Source organism: Micromonospora sp. NPDC047467 (assembly GCF_040643095.1).
Classification (GTDB): Bacteria; Actinomycetota; Actinomycetes; order Mycobacteriales; family Micromonosporaceae; genus Micromonospora.
The window spans coordinates 110219-131527 of record NZ_JBEYTO010000008.1 but is presented as its reverse complement, the minus strand read 5'-3'; the positions used below and the strand labels follow the sequence as shown (position 1 = coordinate 131527).

8 protein-coding genes are annotated in these 21309 nt (G+C 71.3%); all 8 read right to left on the bottom strand.

Annotated features, from left to right (window positions below; translation table 11 throughout):
* Window positions 1–3 precede the first annotated feature (3 nt).
* Genes ABZ780_RS22525 through sbnA form a run of 8 tightly spaced genes read right to left on the bottom strand, consistent with a single transcriptional unit; the run spans window position 4 to window position 21309 of the window.
* On the bottom strand, window positions 4–1281 hold the full coding sequence (locus tag ABZ780_RS22525) for a cytochrome P450 (RefSeq protein WP_357487318.1): 1278 nt from the start codon (window positions 1279–1281) through the stop codon (window positions 4–6).
* Entirely contained in the window at window positions 1278–3053 is a 1776-nt protein-coding gene (locus ABZ780_RS22520) for a non-ribosomal peptide synthetase (RefSeq protein ID WP_357487316.1), read from the bottom strand. Before ABZ780_RS22520 ends, ABZ780_RS22525 begins: the two co-directional genes overlap by 4 nt.
* On the bottom strand, window positions 3043–5382 hold the full coding sequence (locus ABZ780_RS22515) for a penicillin acylase family protein (RefSeq protein WP_357487314.1): 2340 nt from the start codon (window positions 5380–5382) through the stop codon (window positions 3043–3045). The genes ABZ780_RS22520 and ABZ780_RS22515 overlap by 11 nt, the downstream gene beginning before the upstream one ends.
* Window positions 5369–10300, bottom strand: coding sequence for a condensation domain-containing protein (locus ABZ780_RS22510; RefSeq protein WP_357487313.1), 4932 nt, complete (start codon window positions 10298–10300; stop codon window positions 5369–5371). Before ABZ780_RS22510 ends, ABZ780_RS22515 begins: the two co-directional genes overlap by 14 nt.
* Window positions 10297–10575 (bottom strand): phosphopantetheine-binding protein, encoded by a 279-nt coding sequence (locus tag ABZ780_RS22505; protein ID WP_357487311.1) that lies wholly within the window; start codon window positions 10573–10575, stop codon window positions 10297–10299. Before ABZ780_RS22505 ends, ABZ780_RS22510 begins: the two co-directional genes overlap by 4 nt.
* The gene (locus ABZ780_RS22500) at window positions 10572–13679 is read right to left on the bottom strand and encodes an amino acid adenylation domain-containing protein (protein ID WP_357487309.1); all 3108 of its coding nucleotides are present in this window, start codon (window positions 13677–13679) and stop codon (window positions 10572–10574) included. Before ABZ780_RS22500 ends, ABZ780_RS22505 begins: the two co-directional genes overlap by 4 nt.
* Window positions 13676–20278 (bottom strand): amino acid adenylation domain-containing protein, encoded by a 6603-nt coding sequence (locus ABZ780_RS22495; protein WP_357487307.1) that lies wholly within the window; start codon window positions 20276–20278, stop codon window positions 13676–13678. The genes ABZ780_RS22500 and ABZ780_RS22495 overlap by 4 nt, the downstream gene beginning before the upstream one ends.
* Window positions 20275–21309: a 2,3-diaminopropionate biosynthesis protein SbnA gene (gene sbnA / locus ABZ780_RS22490; protein WP_357487305.1), complete on the bottom strand. Its 1035-nt coding sequence runs from the start codon at window positions 21307–21309 to the stop codon at window positions 20275–20277. The genes ABZ780_RS22495 and sbnA overlap by 4 nt, the downstream gene beginning before the upstream one ends.

The window sequence follows — 21309 nt, the reverse complement described above, 5'->3', positions numbered from 1 at the left end:
CCGTCAGGCCGCGCCGGCAGACCGGTTGACGCGCGGATAGGCGATCACCGGCAGGTGTTTGATCCCGCCGGTGAAGTTCGAGCAGAGGTGCTCCGGCTCGCCCGCCGCCTCGAAGCGCTCGACCCGGGAGAAGATCTCCCGAAGGGTGATGTCCAGCGTGATCCGGGCCGCCGCCGTGCCGATGCACCGGTGCGGGCCGTAGCCGAAGGAGATCTCGCGGTTCGGGCGACGCCGCACGTCGAATCGGAACGGATCCGGAAACACGTCCTCGTCCCGGTTCGCCGACGCGATCCAGGCCACGACTCCCTGCCCGGCGCGGATGCGCTGACCACCGATCTCGACGTCCTCGACGGCGTACCGGAGGAAGTGGACAACCGGGGATGACCAGCGCAGCGCCTCAGTCAGGCCAGTCTTCCAGCCCGCCTCGTCGCTAGCCCAACGGTCGTACTGCGCGAAGTCGTCCATCAAATGCAGGACGGCGGCCGACAGCACGTGACCCGTGTTGACGTTAGCGCCCAGCAGCATGGAGTAACAGTTGGCGACGATCTCCCCGTCGGTGAGTGGCGAACCTTCGACCGTCATCGTCATCAGCCGGCCGATGAGGTCCCGCGAGCCGAGATCCGGGCCGGGAGCGCGGCGCCGGATCCGGACCTGCTCGGCGAAGTACGCGAAGAGACCGTGGTGCGCTGCCCGCAACGTCGCATCCGGGTCGTTGCGGACCTGGAACTCCTCGTCGTCCGGCGCGACTGTCATCAGCCCTTTGCGGACCAACCCTGGGTGGTCCTCTTCCGGGATGCCCATCAGCACTCCCGACACGATCATCGGTAGCGCGGTCATCGCCACGCCCATGTCCCACGGCTTCTCGTCACACATGGGTGCCAGGAGCTCACGGATGCTCGCCCGGATCTTCGGCAGGTAGGGGACCATCGCCGCCGGGGTCAGCATCTCCTCCAGCGGCTTACGGACGTGGGTGTGCCGGGGCGGGTCGGAGACCGCCATCTGATGGCCGCCGGCTGGGTCGTCCGTGCCGAGCATCTTCAGGATGGCACCGCGCTGGGAGGTGAAGGACGTGTAATCGCTGAGCACGCGGCGACAATCGTCGTACCTGGTCACCGACCAGAAGCCGCGTCCGTCCGGTAGGTCCTGCCAGAAGACGGGCTGCTCGCGGCGCAACGTCTGCCAGACCAGGTGCGGGTCGCCGTGGGCGTACAGGCGTGGATCGTAGAGATCGATGTCGGCCAGCGGTACGCGGGCCGCCGGGTCCGGTGCCGTAATCCTCATCGCTCCCCCAATGCCTCGGCCGCGGTGTCGACCACCGCGGCGAACTCCTGAACTGTCGGATTTTCCAGCAGCAGCAGGTACGGCAGTGACACGCCGACCACGTCCGCCACCCGACTCATCAGGTCCATCGCCAGCAGCGAGTTACCGCCGATTTCGAAGAACTCGTCACGGGCGCCGACCCGGTCGATGTCCAGAGCCTCAGCCCACATGTCGCAGATGAGCTGCTCGGTCGGCGATCCGGCGGCGACGTACTCGGCGTCGCTGTCGCGGACCTCCCGTTTGGGCACAGGTAGGCGGGACCGATCGATCTTGCCGTTGTGGTTGAGCGGAAACTCCTCCACCGCGACGAAGACGGACGGGATCATGTACGGCGGCAGCGAGCCGCGCAGCTCCCGACGCAATCTGGTGCTCAGGTGGCCAGGCACGGTGCCGTCCGGCAGGACATACGCCACCAACGACGAGTCGAGCCCGTCGTGCGTCGCCACGACCACCACCTCGGCCACTCCGGACGACGCGGCGATAGCGCGTTCCACCTCGGGCAGCTCGACGCGGTATCCCCGGATCTTCACCTGGCGATCGATCCGGCCGAGAAACTCCAGGTCGTCCTCGCCGATGTGGCGAACGAGATCGCCCGTCCGGTACATCCGGGCACCCGGCTTCCGGGCAAACGGATCGGGCAGGAAGCGATCGGCCGTCGCACGCGCGTCGTTGACGTAGCCCCGGCCCAGTCCGGCGCCGGCGATCCACAGCTCGCCCTGAACGCCGGGTTCGACCGGGCGCAGGGCGGGATCGAGCACGTGAAGGCGCGTACCCGCGATCGCCCGGCCGATCGGGACGTAGGCGCCGACCGGTGTGGTGATCGGGTTGCAACTGGCGAACGTCGTGTTCTCCGTCGGACCGTACCCGTTGATCAGACGCACCGAGGGGTACTCGCGCAGGAACCGGTCGACCCGGGCCGGGTCGAGGACGTCGCCGCCGGCGAGCAACTGCCGCAGCCGGCTCAGCGCTTCCATCCGGTGATCCACCATCCGGTGGAAGAGACCGCTCGTGAGCCACAGCGTGGTGACGCCCTCGCGGTCCAGCACCGTGCCGAGACCGTCGATGTCGATCGCGCCGCTCGGATAGACGGCCAGCCGCCCGCCGTTCAGCAGCGGCCCCCAGAGCTCGAACGTGGACGCGTCGAAGGAGACGGGCGCAAGCAGCAGGAACACCTCGTCGGGGCCGAACTGTGCCCCGTCGCCGAGTACCAGCCGGGCCACCGCCCGGTGCGGAACCCCCACTCCCTTGGGCGGGCCGGTCGAGCCCGAGGTGAAGGAGATGTAGGCGAGGTTGTCCGGATGCAGCGCCGGGGCCTCCCCTGCCGGCACGTCGGCGATCCCGTCCGGCAGGCGCAGTGTCGGCAGATCCGCCACCTGCGGCCCATCGCTCACCGCTGCCGCCGCACCCACCGCGGCGAGCATGTGCTCCTGCCGGGCCCGGGGGGCGTCGGGCTCCAACGACAGGTACGCCGCACCCGCCTTGAGGATGCCCAGCAGTGCGGCCACCAGGTCGATGCCGCGCGGAAGCTGGAGTGCGACGACGTCCTCGCAGCCGACACCCCGCGCGCGCAGCCAGCCCGCGATGCGGTCGGACCGCTCGTCGAGTTCGGCGTACGTGAGGTTGACGCCGGCGCAGGAGACCGCGACCGCCTCGGGACGTAGCCGAACCTGCGCGGCGTAGAGATCCGGAATCGTGTGCGCCCACGGTGATCCGGGGGAGGCGTCAACTGTCATCGCTGGTCCTGGGTGAGATCGGTCCGTCGGGAGAGGCGGGGACGGTGGTCCGCTCAGCACCGGCCCACCGCCGATGGCGGTCGCGGTAGTGACGGCTGAGTGGGTGCCCGGACTGCCCGCCGGGCGTTTGGAAGTACGCCACCGTCCCGGCCGGAGTCAGCACGGCCCGCCCGGCCGCGCCGAACCCGGGCACGCAGACCCGCACGCTGTGCAGCGTGCCGGACTGCGGTTGCGGTGCGACGTCCATGATCGGAGCGGCCCAGCGGGCGAGCATCGACAGTGGGTGGGAGAGACCGACCGCGTTGAGCCTCCCCCACCGGGGGATCCGGCCGCGCCGACCGGTCTCCCGCACGGTGCGGACGGCGTCGTCCACGCAGCCGGCGATGAAGCCCGGCCACCCGTCGGCGCGCTCGGCGGCCGGCAGCAGGTCCGGGTCGTTCGAGCGCACGATGGCCAGCAGCGGATGGTCGATGGCGCTGGGCGCGTACACGAACTGGGGGTCGTGGTCGCGGCAGGCGACCAGGAGCGGTGCGAGGACCCGTTCGGCCAGCCGTACGCGCAGTTGAGCGAGCACTCCGAAGGACAGCGAGTCCGCGCTGGAGGTGCCATCCCACCCGGTGAGCAGCGCCTCGATCTCCCGGTCGCCGGTGGCGCGCCGGTCGGCGAGTGCCGAAACGGCCAGATCCCGGTACGCCTCGTACATCGTCGCGGCCGTGTCGTGCTGGAGCGCGAGCATGGCCGTCGGGTCGGCCTGTTCGCTGTCGGCGAGCTTTCCGAGAACCTCCCGGATCCGATCCGCCCGATGTCCCGGATCGACGGCGTACCCGATCCGGAACTCACCCGTGAGGAGCAGCTCGTCGTTGGCGGAGGCCACAATCCGCGACGGCGGGTCGATCACCCGCGGGCGTTCCGGACCGCGGAGCATCCCGTCCGGCGGGCCGTCGTGGCCGGCACGACGGCGCGGGATCAGACCGGTCACCATGTGGGCCAGTCGGCCGGCGGTGTCGGTGAGCAGGACGTTGAGCGCGATGCCGTCAGCGTCGTCGAGCACCCGCATACCCTCTTCGACGTTTCCGGCGTGCGCCAGGCGCACGAACTTCAGATCGCAGCTGCGCGGGTCGTAGCCCGTCCAGCGGGCCGCCACCGGCGCGCCGAGCAGGGGTGCTCGCGCGACCGGGACGTCGCCGACATGGGACACGTCGAACCGCCGCGTCCCACCGCCGCGTACGCGGATTTCCTCGGTGCGTACGCGGACCGCGTCGTGGTCGACGGGAACCAGGTCGAGCACGTCCGCGGACAGATCCGTCACGCCCCAGGCGATGCGGCCGTTCGTTCCGGTGAGCACGGCGGGCAGCCCGGCCAGAGCGAGACCACGCAGCATGCCCCCGGGCCACCGTAGGTCCATCTCGTACAGCAGGTTGGGCATCGTCAGCGGCAGGTGTAGGTCGCAGGCGAGCACCGGGCCGTTGGCCGTGGCCGTGGCCCAGCAGTTGGAGCCGGCGATCGGGCGGTCGACCGCGACGAGGTTCGCGGGCGGCTCAGCCGACGAACGCCACCCGGCCAGGCCGGCGGGAACCGGCTTGGCCTCCGCGGCGAGGAGGAAGTCCGCGACCGCCTGCGGGTACGTATGCCTGATCACCGCTTCCGCGCGCTTCTCGCGCTCGTCGAAGGACAACGTGTGGAACATGTACAGCGCCAGCAGGGTGCTGTCCTCAACGGTCCACGGTTGCGGTCGGTAGGACAGGAAACGGCTCTCGAACGGCGGCCCGAGGGCCGCGAAGGCCTCGTTGACGCCGTCAGCGTAGGCCCTGAGCACGTCGCGCTCGGGATCCTCCAGCTCAGCTGCCGCTACCGCCGCGGCTGCCACGAGCCCGGCGGACCGGTAGTGCTCGTCGCTGGGCAGGGCCGCCCGGCCGAGCAGTTCGGCCAGGCGCCCGGCCGCTGTCCGGCGCATGAAGTCCAGCTGGAACCCGCGGTCACGCGCCGTCACGAACCCGGCCTGACGCACCGCGTCCAGCCACGAGTCCGCTCGTATTCGGGTCACGCCGTCGGGCGGCGCGTCGGCCACCAGCGTCCGCGACCGGACCAACGCGTGGATCAGGTGCCGCTCGACGCTTGCGCGGCTGCGGTGACGGTATGTGTACCCGGCCAGGATGACGACGGCGACGACGGCGACGGCGATCGCCGTCCTGCCCGAACCCACGGCGACCGCTCCCGCCATGCCCAGGACGCCGACGCCCAGCACGGCCAGGCTGAACCGAATCGTGGGCAGACGCCACAGCCGCAGGTAACGAGGGCGGCCGTGGCCAGGCCGCTCAGAGCTGCTCATGTAGCTCCCGCGCGAGTGCGACCAACTGCTCGGCCACGGCGTCGACAAGTTCGCGAGCGGCCTCGGGAGCCACCGCCGTCGGCTTGAACCGCAGGGTGAGGTCGATGCCGCTCGGGCCGGTCGTCGCGGCCAGCATCAGCGTGGCAGCCGACGGGGACAGGGTGTTGGTGAGCAGGCCGTCCTTCGGCTGGTACGCACTGAGGCGTAGCCCGTCGACGGTCGCACCGGTGAGCTCGTCCTGTTGAAGCAGCATGGCTTCAAAGAGCTGCCCCGCCTCACCGGAGGCAGTGAGGCTTTCCAGCACGTCCTCGAAGGCCAACTCCTGTCGTCCGTACGCGGCGGCGCAGACCTCGTGCGCCTGGCGGCTGAGCGCAACCGCGTCGGCCGGCTGATCGACCCGCAGCCGTAGCACGACGGTGTTGACGAGGAGGCCGATGACGTCCTCGGCCCCGGGGTCGCCGCGACCGGCGACCATCGTGCCGATCCGAATGTCCCGCTGTCCCGTACGGCTCGCCAGCGCTGCCGCGTATGCCGCCACCAACAGCATGAACTCGGTGTGCCCGTGGACCGCACCGGCCATCCGCAACGTCTCGGCGGTGGCCGCGTCGACCGTCCGGCGGCAGGATCGGAAGGTCAAGCTCTCTATCAGCGACAGCCGGCCAACCGGCTTGATCGGGCTTTCGGCCGGGTCGGACAGCAGCGGCCACGGCGGTGCCAGTTGCGTTGTCCAGAAGCCGCGCTGCTCGTCGGCAGCGGCCGAGCGGGACCAGGCGATCCGGCCGCTGATCAGGGCGGCGGCACCAGCCGGCGCCGGACGCTGCCGCGGCGAGCCGTTCTTGATCTCCAGGTAGGAGTCCGTCAGCTCGCGCTGCATGAGGGCCATCGACCAGCCGTCGCACACGATGTGGTGCAGGTGGAGATGGACGACGTACGCCTCGTCGCCGATCCGGTACGCCGCGACCCGCATCAGCGGCGCGGTGTCGAGCGCGAACGGCTGCCGGGCGGCGACCGCCATCCGCTGCTCGCAGGCGGCGAGCGGATCGTCGTGCCCGGATACGTCCACCACGTCGACCCCGATCCCGGCATCCGGCTCGACGACCTGTTCGACGCCGGTGCCGGCGGCCTCGAAGCGGGTCCGCAGGGCGTCGTGACGGGCGACCAACGCGGCGAACGCGCCGCGCAGCGCGTCGAGGTCGACCGGACCGTCGATGCGGAACGTCCCTGACACCCCGAACAGCGGTAGCTGCGCCATCCGGGTGGCGAGCAGCCAGAGCTGGTGCTGGGTGCGCGAGACGGGGAAACGGCGCGGGCCGTGGGGCCGCCCAACGGCAACCACCGCCGGGGGGTCCGCCGGGGCGGCGGCGAGCACCGCGGCGGCGGCCTCGATCGTCGGCGCGCTGATGAAGGCCCCCATCGAGAACTGGCCGTGCCGGGCCCGGAGCCTGCTCACGACGCGCATGGCGGTCAACGAATCACCGCCGACGGTGAAGAAGTTGGCGTCGGCGGCGTACTCACCGGGACCGAGCACCTCCACCCACGTCTGCTGGACGCTCTCCTCCAGTGGGGTCCGTGGCGGCCGCCCGGTCGAGGCGGGTGGCTCTTCGACGGGCGTCTGCACCGCCGCCGCTACGGCGCCGACGGCATCGAAGACGGGCTGGTCATCGACGTCCACCAGGTCGCCCAGTCGGGCCAGATCGAGGACGCCCGGCAGGCTGACCTGTCGGCACGACGCGGCCGGGTCGGCCACGATCGCTGTCAACGTCCGTCGGTACGCCTCCGCGGCCAGCAACACCGACGAGCGCTCCAGCCGGGTCGAGTCGTACTCGAGGATCAGCCGCAGCTCGTGGCTTCGCAGGTCCACTGTGAAGTTCACACCCATCGCGTAGTGGGTGAACTCCAGCTCCATCGCGTCCAGCAGCTGCAGCTCCTGCTCCAGCAGACGCTTGGTGGTGTGGAAGTCGGTGAAGTTGAAGTAGGAGTCGAACAGTGCTCCCTGGCCACGCTGCTTGAGCACGGCGGCGTGCGGATACCACCGGTGGTTCGTCATGGACATCTCGACGCTGTGGACCTGCTGTGCCAGCTCGATCCAGCTCGGGTCGCCGAGCCGGGTGTACATCGGCAGCTCGTTGAGGAACAGCCCGAGCACCCGGTCAGCGTCGGGTGTCGCCGGCCGGCAGGTCAGCACCAGGCCGGTCACCACGTCGTCCGCGCCCAGCAGCCACGACAGCACACGCGTGTGCGCGGCCAGCAACAAACCTTTCAGGGGCGTGCCGGCCAACTGCGCGACCGGCCGCAACCGGGCGATCGTGCCGGCCGGGAACCCGATGCTCATCCGGCGCATCACGGGCGGCACGGTCGTCGGGGTGGTCAGCAGTTTCGCGTCCGTGGCCGTGATCCGCGCCCAGTAGTCCCGCTCCGCCGGATCGGCGAGCGCGGCTTGTTCGGCGGCGACGTAGTCGGCGAGTCTTCCACGCAGCGCGGGCAGGGCGGGACGGTCATCTCCCAGCGCCCGCCGGTACAGGTGGTGCAGGTCGTCGAAGAGGATGTTGACCGACCAGCCGTCGAGCAGGATGTGGTGGTGGCTGAAGACGAGCTGGTACTCGTCGGCGGACCGGGTCAGCACCACGAAGCGCAGCAGGGGGGCCGAGTCCGACGGGAAGTCGGTGGCGCGCTCCTCGGCCAGCACCGCCTCGACCCGGCGCTCCTGTGCTTCCGCGCTGAGCGCGGTGACGTCCTCGAAACGGACCGGCACCTTGACCCGCTCGTGCACCCGCTGCATCGGCCCGGCGGCATGACCGGGATCGAAGCTGGTCCGCAGCACCGGATGCCGGGCCGCCAGATCCTGAACCGCGGCGTGGAAGGCCTCCGGACGCATCGATCCACGGACGCGGACGCTCAGCAGGTTGTGGTAGACCCTGGCCTGCGGGGCGACCTCCTGGTGGTAGACCATGCCCAGCTGCAGCGCGGTCATCGGGTACGCGTCGACCACGTCCGGTCCGAACGTGGTCGCGTGTGCCGGTGGCACCAATGCGAACGGCGCGGGAGAGGCGGAGCCCGCGAACGCCGTGGGAGAGGCGAGCCCTTCGTCCGGTCCGGCGTGACGAACCACCCGGCTGGCCAGATCGCGCAGCTCCGGGTGGGCGTAGATGTCGCGCAGCGTGAACTCCAGCCCGCTCTCCTGGGCGAGGCTGAGGAGCTTGATGGCGCGCATCGAATCGCCACCGAGGTCGAAGAAGTCCGCCGCGTCGTCGTCGTGGCCGAGCCGGTCCAGGTTCGCCAGGCGGGATCCGTCGCTGAGCGCCCGGCGATACAGGTCCCGGAGCCTCTCCACCACATCCGCGTCGGCCTCGGCGGCCGGACCGGCGACCGTTTGCGCGGGGTTTTCCGCAATGACCGACGACCGGACCGCGGCCGGTGGCGCCATCGCACGCCGCGGATCGGCCGTGCCCGCCGTGAGCACCCTGACAATCGAGCCGGCGAGGGTGGACACCGCCGCACCGGTGATGGCCGCTCGGTCGAACTCGATGTCGACCCGCAGCACATCGCCGAGGTCGCGAACGAGGAAGTTCAGGTCGAACTTCGCGCCGACCTGTTCGATCTCGACCTCGGACGCGTGCAGACCGGTGAAGCCGGTCGGCGTCAGCGGCGCCCCCGCGTCGGTCACCAGGATGTTGAACAACTCGCGCCCGGCCCGGTTCGCGCCGGTCCGCCCCTCCGCCGCCAGCGACGGTGGGAACCGGTGGATCAGCGCGCCCAGCACGGCCGTGCGTACCCGGCCGACGGCCTCGGCGAAGGTCGGCTCGTCGCGTAGGTCGAGGCGGACCGGGACGGTGTCGAGCAGCAGTCCGACGAGATCGGCCAGGCCGTCCAGATCTCGACGAGCGACCGGCATGCCGACGACCATGTCGTCCCGGCCGGTCAGCGCGCGTAGCGCCGCCGCCACGACCGCCGCGACGACGACGAAGGCGCTCGCCCGTGCGGACGCCGCCGTCTCGCGGACCGCCGCCGTCAGATCGGCGTCGATTTCGATCGAATGCGCGCTGCCGCGCGCCGGGCCAGATTCCGGGCTGGGAACCGGCAGCGGCACCGGGTCGGTCGGGCAGTCATGAAGCGCCTCACGCCAGTACCGACGCGTTGCCGACAGATCGCCGGAGCGCAGGTAGCGCTCCTCCCAGACGGCATAGTCGAGCAGATCGGGCTCGATCGGGCGGACGGGCGCCGCTGCTCCGTCCCGCCGAGCGTTGTACCGGCGCATCAGGTCCGCGATGAGAATCTGGAACGAGACGCCGTCGGCGATCACGTGATGAAGCACGACGAAGAAGACGTGATCGTCCTCGTCGAGGCGGTACAGGCTCATCCGCACCGGGGGTGCCGCGTCCAGCGCGAGCAGCCGATCGGCGACGGAGGCACACTCCTGCAGGCACTCCCCCAGCGCCACCTCGGTCGGCAGCCGGCTCAGGTCGTGCTCGGCCAGCGGCACCTCGGCATCTTCCAGGATCACCTGGCGGGGCTCGCCATGCTCGGCCGGGAAGATGGTGCGCAGCGAGGCGTGCCGCCGGTGCACGTCACCGAGCGCGGCGACGAAGGCAGCGCGGTCGAGCGTGCCGCGCAGGCGCAGAGCGCCGCAGAGGTTGAAGGTGCCGTCGGTGACGACATGGCTGGTCGCCCACAGACTGCGTTGGGAGACGGTCAGTGGACCGGTGCGCTGGCCGTCGGTGTCGGACGCGCGGGCCGGCGGCCACGCCAGCCGCTCGCGGGCGGTCAGGATGGCGACAAGCTCGTCGCGGTTCTGCTTCATCTCGGCCAACAACTCCGGTGCGAGAGCTCCGGCCGGACTGCGGTATCGGACCCGGTCGCCGGAGAGCGTCAGTTCGACACCCAACTCGTCGAGCCGGGTCACGAGGTCGACGCCGTTCACAGCTCTCCCTCCTCCATAGGGGGCGCGGCGTTGCGCTGTGCCGACAGCCGATCGATCTCCGCGGCGATCCGGTCCACCGTGGCGAGATCGAAGAATGTGTCCAGGCCCAACTCGAGATCGGTCCGGCGGGACAACTCGTGCACCACCTGAACGGCCAGCAGGGAATGGCCCCCGAGTTCGAAGAAGTCCTGGGAGCGGTCGACTGTCTCGACCTCAAGCAGCTCGCACAGCACTTCCACGACCATCGTCTCGGTGGGGGTGGCGGGAGTCGTCATCGGTCTCTCCGTTCGTCGTCGGCGAGCGGCGATACCGGCGCGGCGCCGACGTCGGCCACGCCTTCCTCGACCGCGGTCGCCACCGCCGTCAGCCAGTCCCCCGCGGTCGTGGCATCGAGCACCTCCGGCCGGTACACCAGTTCCAGTCGCAGCCGGTCGTGCTCGCCCGACACGTCGAGCATCAGGTCGAGGTCGGTCACAGGTTCGGACAGCACATCGGCCTCGACCGACAGTCCCGGCAGGTTCAATGCGTCGCGCCAGGCGCCCTGGTGCGTCACCTTCACCTGGAACAGCGGGAACCGACCCGCCCGGCGTGGCGGGTTCACCGCCGCCACGATCTTGTGGAACGGCAGGCGATCGTGGGCGTACGCGGCCAGGCTCTGCCGGCGCACGAGAGGCAGCAGGTCGGCGAGCGTCGACTGGCCGGGCGCACACCGCAGACGGACCGGCAGCTGGTTGACGAAGGTGCCGATCAGGCTCTCGCTGCCGGGCCAGGATCGGTTTGCCGAGTCGATGCCGAGAACCAGGTCGTCGCTGCCGGTCAAGCTTCGCAACACGGCGGCGAACGCGGCCGTCACCACCATCATCGGCGTCACGCGGGCACGCCGCGCCATCTCGCGCAGGGCCGTGGTCGATTCCGGCGTGAGCGTGCGCTCGACGTGATCCGCGACGAAGGTGGGCCGGTCCGGGTGGGGTCGGGTGAACGGCAGCTCCATCACGTGCGGCGCTCCGGCCAGTTCCTCGCGCCAGAACCGCTCACAGGCCGCCCCGTCCGGCCCGGACAGCCACCGGTGCTCGTCCGCGACGTAGCGGGAATAGGTCGAGGCCAACGATGGCGCGTCCACGTCGCCGGCAAGGTGGCGGCGGTAGTGCAGCCCGAGCTCCTCGCCCAGGACCCCGATCGAGAATCCGTCGGCCACCAGGTGATGCAGGACCATATTCAGTACGTGGTCGTCGTCGGCGCGGCGTACCACCTGGGCGCGCAGCAGTGGGGGAACGTCGGCACGCGCGGACAGCCCGTACGTGTCGAGCGGGTCAGGCAGCTCGGTAACCATCTCCAGCTGGATCTTGGCGTGCGGCGCGATGACGGCGGCGGGCTTGCCGCGCTCGTTGACGAAGGTGGTCCGCAGCGGCTCGTGCCGCTCGATGACGACGTTCAGCGCGTGTTCGAGGGCGCGCAGATCCAGCGGACCACGGACGTCCAGCCGTAGCCGGATCAGCTGGACGTAACGGGACGGGTGCAGCTGTTCGAGGAACCACAACCGTTGCTGTCCGGACGACAGCGCGCTCGACACGGCCTCGACCGGCGGCTCAGGTTCGGGCTCGGCCTGGGCCGCGTGCACCGCCGCCAGCAACCGTCGCGGGGTGGGATCGGTCAGGAAGTCGCGCAGTGTCATTCCGGTGACACCGAAACGTTCGCGGGCCAGCGACATCAGCCGCATCGCCATCAGCGAGTCGCCGCCGGCGGTGAAGAAGTGCTCGTCCGCACCGACCGTCGACACCCCGAGCACCTCGGCGACGACGGCGCACACGCGGTCCACCGTCAGCGCGTCCGCGGCCGGGTCGTGCGCCACCTCGGCATCAGCCGCAGCGGCCACCCGTCGCAGCAGCGCCGAATAGTCGGTCTTGCCGCTGGTGTTGATCGGCATCCGATCGAGGACGGTCACCTCGTGCGGCACGAGAAAGCCGGGGACGGTCGAGCGCACCGCGTCGAGGACGGCGTCGTGGCGCAGTGCGTCCGTCGCCGACCGCGGGGTCACGAATCCGTACACCCGATCCCGGACGAACACCGCCGCCGCGGTGGCCACGCCGGGCACCCGCGCCAGTTCCGCCTCGATCTCGCCCAACTCGACCCGCTGGCCGCGCAGTTTGACCTGGCGGTCCCGGCGGCCGAGGAAGTCGATGGTGCCGTCCGCGGCGCGCCGGGCCCGGTCGCCGGTTCGGTAGAGCCGCGCGCCGGGCGTGCCGGAGAGGTGATCCGGGACGAAGGCGAGCGCCGTGCGAACCGGGTCGGCGTAGTAGCCGCGCCCGACACAGTCGCCGCCGACGAACAGCTCGCCGTCCACGCCCGGGGGCAGCTCGCTGCCGTCATCGCCGACGAGGTGGATCCGGGTGTTGATGATCTCCCGGCCGATCGACGGCGGCCGGCCGGCCTCGCACTGGGCCGCGGTCACGATGTGGTGGGTGACGTCGTCCGAGCACTCCGTCGGTCCGTACGCGTTGACGAGGGCAATCCGGGGACAATGGGTGTACCAGCGGCGTGCGAGCGGCAGCGGCAGCGCCTCCCCCGTGGCGATCAGATGGCGCAGCGTGCCGAGAGATTCGCGCAGCGCGGGATCGATCTCCAGTTCGTCGAGCAACACGGCCATGTAGGACGGAACCAGTTCGAGGAGCGTGACACCGTGGCGGCGCACCCAGGCGAGCGTCTCGACCGGCTCGGACATGTCGACCGGCGATGCGACGACGACCCGCGCTCCGACGGTCAGCGCGGTCAGCGCCTGCCAGACCGAGATGTCGAAGCTGAGCGGGGCGGTGAAGCCGACCGCGTCGTCCGGCCCGATCGCCAGATCGATCGTCTTGGCCGCCGTGTGGTTGGCCAGGCCCGCGTCGGTGACCATGGCGCCCTTGGGTGTGCCGGTCGAGCCCGAGGTGAAGATGACGTATGCCAGCCCGTCCGGATCCCGGCGCACCGCCGGAGCCCTGCCCGGCCCTGACGTCGCTGTGACGATGCGTCGGTCGCCACCGGCCACGTCGGTCGCGTACCGCTCGTGGCCCGGCTGAACGAGCAGGACCGGGGCACGCACGCCGTCGCACATGTCGCGGGCCCGGCGGACGGGCGTCTCCGGGTCGAGCGGAAGGAAGGCCGCACCGGCCCGGAGCACCCCGAGCAGCATGGCCACGTACTGCCCGCACCGGACGGCGACCACCGGGATGACGTCTTCCGGGCCGACTCCCTCGGCCACGAGCGCCTGCGCGTACGCCGCGGCCTCGGCGTCCAGCTGCGCGTAGGTGCGCGTGGTCGTCCCGTCGACAACCGCGGGCGCCCCGGGCTGCTGGGCGCATCGCGCCGCGAAGAGCGCCAGGAGGTTCTCCGGAATCGTCATCGCGTCGCCTCCGGTTCCAACGAATGGCCGGTCCTGGCGAGAGCCGCAGCCAGCGTGGCTTCGGGCTCGTGGGCCAGGGCCGTGAGGACGCCGCGCATCCGCTCGGCCAGCACAGGCATGTCCGCGTCGGCGAACCGGTCGCGGGCGTAGCGGAACGACACCCGGTACACCCCGTCAGCCGGTTCCACGTCGACGGTCAGCGGGTACGGTGCGCCACCCGGTTCCAGCTCGGTCAGCGTGGTCGTCAGCCCGGCGAAGACGGGCACCTTCGTGGTCGGCTGCATGACGAGCATCACCTCGAACGGATCACCATCGGGCCCGGCAACCGGGCGGAGCATGGCGGCCAGGTCCTGGAACGGCAGGTGCCGCTCCCGGTACGCGCGCAGCACGCCGTCCCGGACGCAAAGCAGGGCTGCGGTTCCGGTGTCCGACAGCGACAGGCCCGCTCCCACGACGGAGACGTTGAGCAGCGGTCCGACCACCCGCTGCCATTCGGCCCGGTCCCGCTGCGCCACCAGCGTGCCCAGCAAGGTCGTCTCGCGCCCGGCGCTTCCGCTGTGCAGCAGGCTGCTCAACGCGGTCGCGAAGACGATGAACGGTGTCGTGCCGGTCCGGCCGGCCAGGGTTCGGATGCCCTCGGTCAGCTCGCTGTCGGTGGACCAGCTGTGGCGGCCGGTGCCCGGACCGGACGGCCGGCCCGGCAACGCCAGTGACCGCGCGACAGGGCCGGCGGCCAGCTCCGCCGCCAGCGGCGCGGGGGTGGACCCGCGTCGGCCCAACCAGCCCTGCTCCCAGCGGCAGTAGTCGGCGTAGGTGTAGCGCGCGCCCGTCGGCGCCAGGTCGCCGGCGTCGACCAGCCGGTTGTAGGCATCGGCGAGGTCGGTGAGGAACACCCCCAGGGACACCCCGTCACACGCGATGTGGTCGATGGTGATGACCAGCGCCCAGTCCCGCTCCGCCAGCCGGGCCAGGACGGCGCGGAACGGGCGTTCACGACGCAGATCGAACGGTCGCAGCGCCTCGTCCGCCAGATATCCGTCGAGCGCCTCGTCACCCAGTTCGGCCAGGAGGCCGCGGAGGTCCAGCGGCGCGGCGACCGGCTTGGCGGCAGCTTCGGCCGTCCACTCGAGAGACCCACCGCCCGTGCTGAACCGGGCCAGGAGAACGGGGTGTCCCGACACCGTCGCGTGCAGCGCCGCCTGCAACGCGTCCTCGTCGAGCGGACCGCGTATCCGGAGGACACCGGGCATGTTGTAGGTCGGCCGCCCGGGATCCAGCTCGTGCAGGTACCAGAAGCGCAGCTGTGCCGCGCTCGCCGGGACGGCGGTCGCGTCGGCCCGGGGCGTACCAGCGGCCGGGCCGACCGCTGGCGGCACTTCGGCTGTCCGCACCGCCTCGACGAAGTCCCGCAGCCGCGAGTGGGCGAAGACGGCGTCGACACCGAGATCCACCGAGAGCGCCCGGCTGACGCTGTCCAGCATCGTGAGCGCCGACAGGGAATGGCCGCCGAGGTGGAAGAAGCTGTCGTTCCACCCGACGGTCGGCTGCTGCAGGACGGTGGCCCAGATGCCCCGGACGGTGGTGGCCAACGGGTCGTCGGACCGGTCGCCGTCGTCGTCACCGGTCCGTACGGCGTCCCGGTGGGAGAGCGCGCCGTGATCCAGTTTGCCGTTCTTGGACCGGGGCAGCCGTTCGACCCGCACGAACACCGTCGGGATCATCTGCCGGGGCAGCCGCTGCTCCAGCACCGGACGTAGCGCCGCCACCTCCACAGTGTCGAGCAGCCGGGTCGCCCCCGTTCCGGAGCCCTGCTCCGCGCTGGCGGCGCGGAACGCGACGTATCCGACCAGAACGGGACCGGACGCACCGCGCTCCACCTTCACGACCGAGTCGGCTACGCCGGGGCAGGCCCGCAGTGCCGCCTCGACCTCGCCGGCCTCGATGCGGATGCCGCGTAGCTTGATCTGGGTGTCCTCCCGACCGAGGAACTCCAGGTCGCCGCCGGGTGCCGAACGGCCGAGGTCGCCGGTGACGTACATCCGCGCGCCGGGGGTCGTCGACCATGGATCGGGCACGAACACCTCGGCAGTACGCCGCGGGTCACCCAGGTAGCCTCGGCCCACCGCCGATCCTCCGACGCAGAGCGTGCCGACGACGCCGGATGGGACCGGGACGAAGTCCCGGTCGAGCACCAGCACCGACGTGTTGGCCAACGGGCGGCCGATGGTCGGCGAGACCGGTCCCGGACCGAGGGCACATCGGCCCATCGTGACATCGTCGCTGCATTCGGCCGGCCCGTAGGCGTTGAACAGCGGAACGGCGGGCAGTTCGGTACGCCACCGGTCGGCCACGTCGTACGTCAGCGAGTCGCCCGTCGAGATCATCACCCGCAGGGCTCCCGGTGCCGCCGCGAGACCGGCGTCCAGCAACGCGGTGATCATCGACGGCACCAGCTCGAGCACCGTCACGCCGCCCTCGCGAACCGTCCGCAGCAATCCGGCCGGCGACTGCGCCACGGGGTCCGGCACCACGCGCACGCGACCGCCCACAGCGAGCGGGGCGAGCAGTTGCCACACGGAGATGTCGAACGACACCGGTGCGGTCTGCGCCAGGCAGTCGCCCGGCCCGAAGTCGAAGTGCTCCAGCATCTGCCAGATGTGATTGGTCATCCCCTGGTTGGTCACCACCACCGACTTTGGTGTGCCGGTGGACCCGGAGGTGTGGATGACGAATCCGGCGCCGTCGCGGGGGCACAGGTGTTTCGCCGGTCCGGCGGTCTCGCCACCGGTCACGTCGGCGAGGTCAAGCAGACCCGGCCGCGCGGGGGTGTGCGGCGAGGCAGCGGTGAGGAGGCCGGCCCCGGCCTCGTCGGCGATGCACACGACCGGCCGTACGGCGTCGATCATGGCGGCCGCGCGGCGCGGCGCCTCGGCCGGGCTGATCGGAACGTAGCTGCCGTCGGCCTTGTGCACGCCGAGCACGGCCACGACGTAGTCGGCGCCTCGGCCGGCGCTCACCACAACCGTCGCGTCCACGCCGACCCCGCAGGCCCGCAGCCGGGCGGCCACGTGGTCGGCCCGGCGGTCCAGCTGCGCGTAGGTCAGGGAGACCGAGCCGTCGTCCACGGCGATGGCGTCCGGTTGGGTACGCGCGAGACGCTCGAACGACTCGACGTAGTGCTCGGTGCGCTCCACTCGTGGCCCGGTGCCGGCCGCAACCAGCTCGTGAATCTGCTCCGGAGTCTGCAGCGGCAGTGTGCGTACCGGCCGGTGGGGGTCCGCGGCGACGGCCCGCAGCAGCGTCGCGAAGGTGGTGAGCAGCAGCTGTGCCTGCTCCGGTGCCACTGCCTCGGTCCGATACTGGAGCCGCACCTGGACAGTGCCGCGGATCGCGGCGACGTTAACCGATATGTCGGCCTGTGCGGTGTGTTCGGGCATCGCACGGCCGCGCAGGGTGCACGCGCCCACGTGGACCTCGGCGGATGGGTCGCCCAACACCGCCGCCGCCGCGTCCTCGCCACCGGCCACCGCCGTCGAGTAGAACTCGAACATGGCCTGGAACAGCGTCGTGGCCGCGCCGAGCCGTTCCGGATTGACGAGCCGCGTGATCGCCGCGAGCGACAGGTCCCGGTGATCCAGCGCGTCCAGGACGGACGCCTGCGTGCGTCGCGCCGCCTCGTCGAAGCGTTGGTCCGGCGCATACGCCGAACGCACCGGCACCGCATTGACCAGGTAGCCGACCCAGGCCGCCGCCCGCCGGTCGTCCCGACCCAGGGTCGGCACGCCGATCAGCAGATCGTCCTGTCCGGTGAGCCGATGCAACATGACCTGGTACGCCGCCAGCATCACGTTGTGCAGCGTCAGGCCGGCTTCGCGTGCGAAACCGGTCAGGGCCTCGGCCACCGCGGCGGGCAGGTCGAGGGACAACACCGCGCCCGCGCCGCGGCGGCCCCGTACGGCCGGGACGTCACCCAGCCGGGGCAGCACGAGCACCGGCAGGTCCCCGTCCAGCGTCGCTTTCCAGTAGGCCGCCGTCCGCGCCGCGTCCTTCGGGTGGATCACCGGCTGCCGCGCCGCCGGTTCCAGGGTCTCGCGCGCGTACGCCCGCGCGAAGTCGGTGACGATGACGGCGAGTGAGGCCATGTCACACGCGATGTGATGGACGGACAGAACAAGCAGCCAGGACCCCGGGCGGCGCAGCAGTGCCGCGCGCACCAAGGGGTCGTCCGCCAGGTCGAAGGGGGTCGTGGCGAACGCCTCGTACCACTCGGCCTCATCGGCGTCCGCCCACTCGCGCGCGTCGATGATGCGGAGCGCGACCGGCTGCTCGGGGCGGACGACCGCGCGGGGCTCGCCCTCGACGGTGTGGACCGACAACCGCAGGCTCGGGTGGCGGGCGACGACAGTGGCGAGCGCCGCCTCGGCGGCGTCGGTGTCGACCGGACCGGTCAGCCGGAACGCCCGGGTCACCGTGTATCCGAAGTCGTCCGGGTCAGCGCGCTGAAGGAACCACAGCGCTCGCTGGGCGTCGCTCAACTCGTACGCGTCGGCGGCCGGTTCGACGACCGGGACGGCCTCCTGGGCCGCGGCGCACGCGGTCTCAGCGACCTCCCGGATCGACCCGGCGCGCAGCATCAAGGTCGGGCGCAGGGCTGTCCCGAGCGCCTCCTCCAATTCGTTCTGCACCTGCACAGCGAGCAGCGAGTCGGCGCCGAGCGCGGCCGGGGCGGCGGTGCCCGCCGGCGTCTCCGCCAGCCGGAGCACCTCCCGCAGGTGCGCGCGGAGCACATCGGTGACCACCCCGGCCCGGTCCGCTGGCGCGGCCTCGGCCAGCGCGGCGCGCAGACGGGTGCTCAGCCTGGTCGCGGACGGCGTGGGCGCGGCAAGCGTGCTGGTGTGGTACGGCCGCAGCTCGCCGGCCAGGAACCGGCGCCGCACAGTGTGCCGCTCGGTCTTGCCGCTCGTCGTCCGGGCGATCGAGTTCGGCGGCAGCAGCACGACGGTGTGCAGCGTGACGTCGTGGGCACGGGCGACCGCGTCCCGCAGCGCGGCCGCGATCGTCGGGTAGCGGTCCGCTGGCGTGTCGGGCCGGATCTCCTGCGCCGCCACGAGAGCCTCGTCACCGCCGTCGGGCACGGACAGGACCGCCGCCCGGCCGGAACGCACGGCAGGATCGGCACCGGCCAGGTCGGCCTCGACATCCTCAGGATGGATGTTGCGTCCACGGTGGACGATCAGATCCTTGTGGCGACCGCTGACGTACAGCCGACCATCGTGTACGAAACCCAGATCACCGGTACGCAGGAACGTGGCCGCGTCGCCCGGAAGACTCAGCCCGAAGGTGCCGGCGCTTTCGACCGGATCGTTGAAGTACCCGCGGCCGTTGCTCGGCCCGGCGACGACGATCTCGCCGATTCGACCGTCCGGCAGCGGTTCAAGGGTCGCCGGGTCGACGATCCGGACGGTGGCGTGGTCCGGCATCGCGTACGCGATGAGCACCCTGGCACCTGCCTCGTGCGCGTCGGCCGGCACGGCGTCACCTCGTTCGAGCGAGGCGGTGGTGAACCAGGCGGTGCGCGTCCTGTGCACGCGTGCGACGAGCAACGTGGCCTCGGCGAGCCCGTAGCAGGGCACGTGCGCGTCCGGGCGAAAGCCGGCTTGGGCGAACACCTCAGAGAAGTGGTCAAGCGTCTGCGGAAAGACAGGGGCGGCGCCGTTGAACGCGACCCGCCAGGAGCTGAGGTCGAGGCCGTCCTTCTCCGCCGCCGAGACGGTGCGGGCACACAGGTCGTACGCGAAGTTCGGCGCACCGCTGATGTCGGCCCGCTCCGCCGAGATCGTCGCCAGCCAGGCGCCTGGCCGGCGCAGGAACGTCATCGGGTCGAGGATCACGCTGCGGGCGCCCGTGTGCAGCGGCTGCAGCAACCCGCCGATCAGTCCCATGTCGTGGTGCAGCGGGAGCCAGCTGACGATGGTCGAATGGGGGGTCACCCCGAACGCGTCGCGGATCGCGGCCTCGTTGGCCATCAGGCCGCCGTGGGTGACCATCACCCCGCGCGCCGCCGCGGTGGACCCCGACGTGTACTGGAGGAACGCGACGTCGTCCGGTCCCACCGCCGGTGTGGGAAGGGCCGCCGGCGCGGCGACTGCCGAATCGTACGGCCGTTCGTCGACCAGGATCCACGCGCACGCGCGGAGCTGGTCGGCTTCCGGGGAGCCCGGCGGGAAGGACTCGCGAACCGCCCGAGTCGCGATGATCGCCGCTGGCGCGCAGTCGGCCGCCGCGGCGATCAGCCGCCGCCGCGTTGCCGGACTGCCCGGCACGGGCAGCGGAACCGCGACGACCCCGCTCGCCAGACAGGCGAGGAAGGACACCGCGAAATCGGCGGTTGGGGGGAGCGCCAGCAGCACCCGTTCGCCGGGCGCGAGCTGCCGCGCCAGCCTCTCGCCGAGAACGCGTACGCGCGCTGCGAGCTCGCCGTAGGTCAGCTCTTCGCGGTGCCCGGTACGGTCAGCGGAGAGAAACGTCAGGGCGCGACGGCCCGGCTCCGCTGACGTGTGCTCATTCAACCGGGTGACCAGGTCGACGAAGGTCGTCATGATGACGCCGACCCCGTCATCATCGCCGGCGTCGGGGCGAGATTGGCGGCGACCCAGTCGTCGTCGTACACCGTGTCGCGATAGGGCTCGCCGTTGTCCATGCACAGGAACGCCACCACCGGCGCCGCGCCCTGGAATCCGTCGAAGTATCGGTCGATCGCCGAGTAGACGGCGCCGGTCGAGCCACCGGCATACACCTGATGATCGCGCAGCAGCCGTCGACACCCGACGACCTCGTCCAGCTCCGACACCGTCCGAACCTCGTCGATCACCGCGTCTTCCACGAGCGGAGGGCGGATGCTCGACCCGATGCCGGGTATCAGCCGCCGGTGCGGCGCCGCCCCGAAGATGGCCGACCCAGCCACGTCCACGGCCACCACGATTACGCCGGGGTTGGTCTCGGTAACCCGCCGCGACAGACCGTTGATGGTGGCGCCGGTGCCGACGCCGACGAAGAGGTAGTCGATGCGCTCCAGCTGTGCGACCAGCTCGGCGCCGGTCAGCTCATAGTGCCCGCGCGCGGCCGCCGGGTTGGCGTACTGGTCGGTCCAGTACACGTCGTCGAGCTCTCGCCGCAGCTCCTCGACCCGGGCAAGCCTGCTGAGCAGGAACCCACCCGTCTCGTCGCGGCGGTCGACCTTTTCCACCCGGTGGCACAACCGGCGCAGTCGATCCTCGGTCGGCGCGTTGACGTTGGGATCGATAACGGGGACGAATTCGACGCCCAACTGCCGGCAGAACGTGGCGAGCGACAGCGCGAAGTTTCCGGACGACGACTCGACCACGGTCGTCCGGGGACCGATCGCCCCCGAACGCACCGCGTCGCACAGGACCCACACGGCCGACCGGTCCTTGACGCTGCCGGTCGGGTTGCCGGACTCCAGCTTGACGAACAAGTGCAGTCGCGGGTGCTGCAGCCGAACGAGCTCGGTTTCCGTCACCCCCGCCCGGACCGCTTCGGCCCGCCGCCGCAGCACGTCCTGGTCGGCCGCCGACCCCAACGGGGACGGGTTGACGGCGGGGGTGGGCAT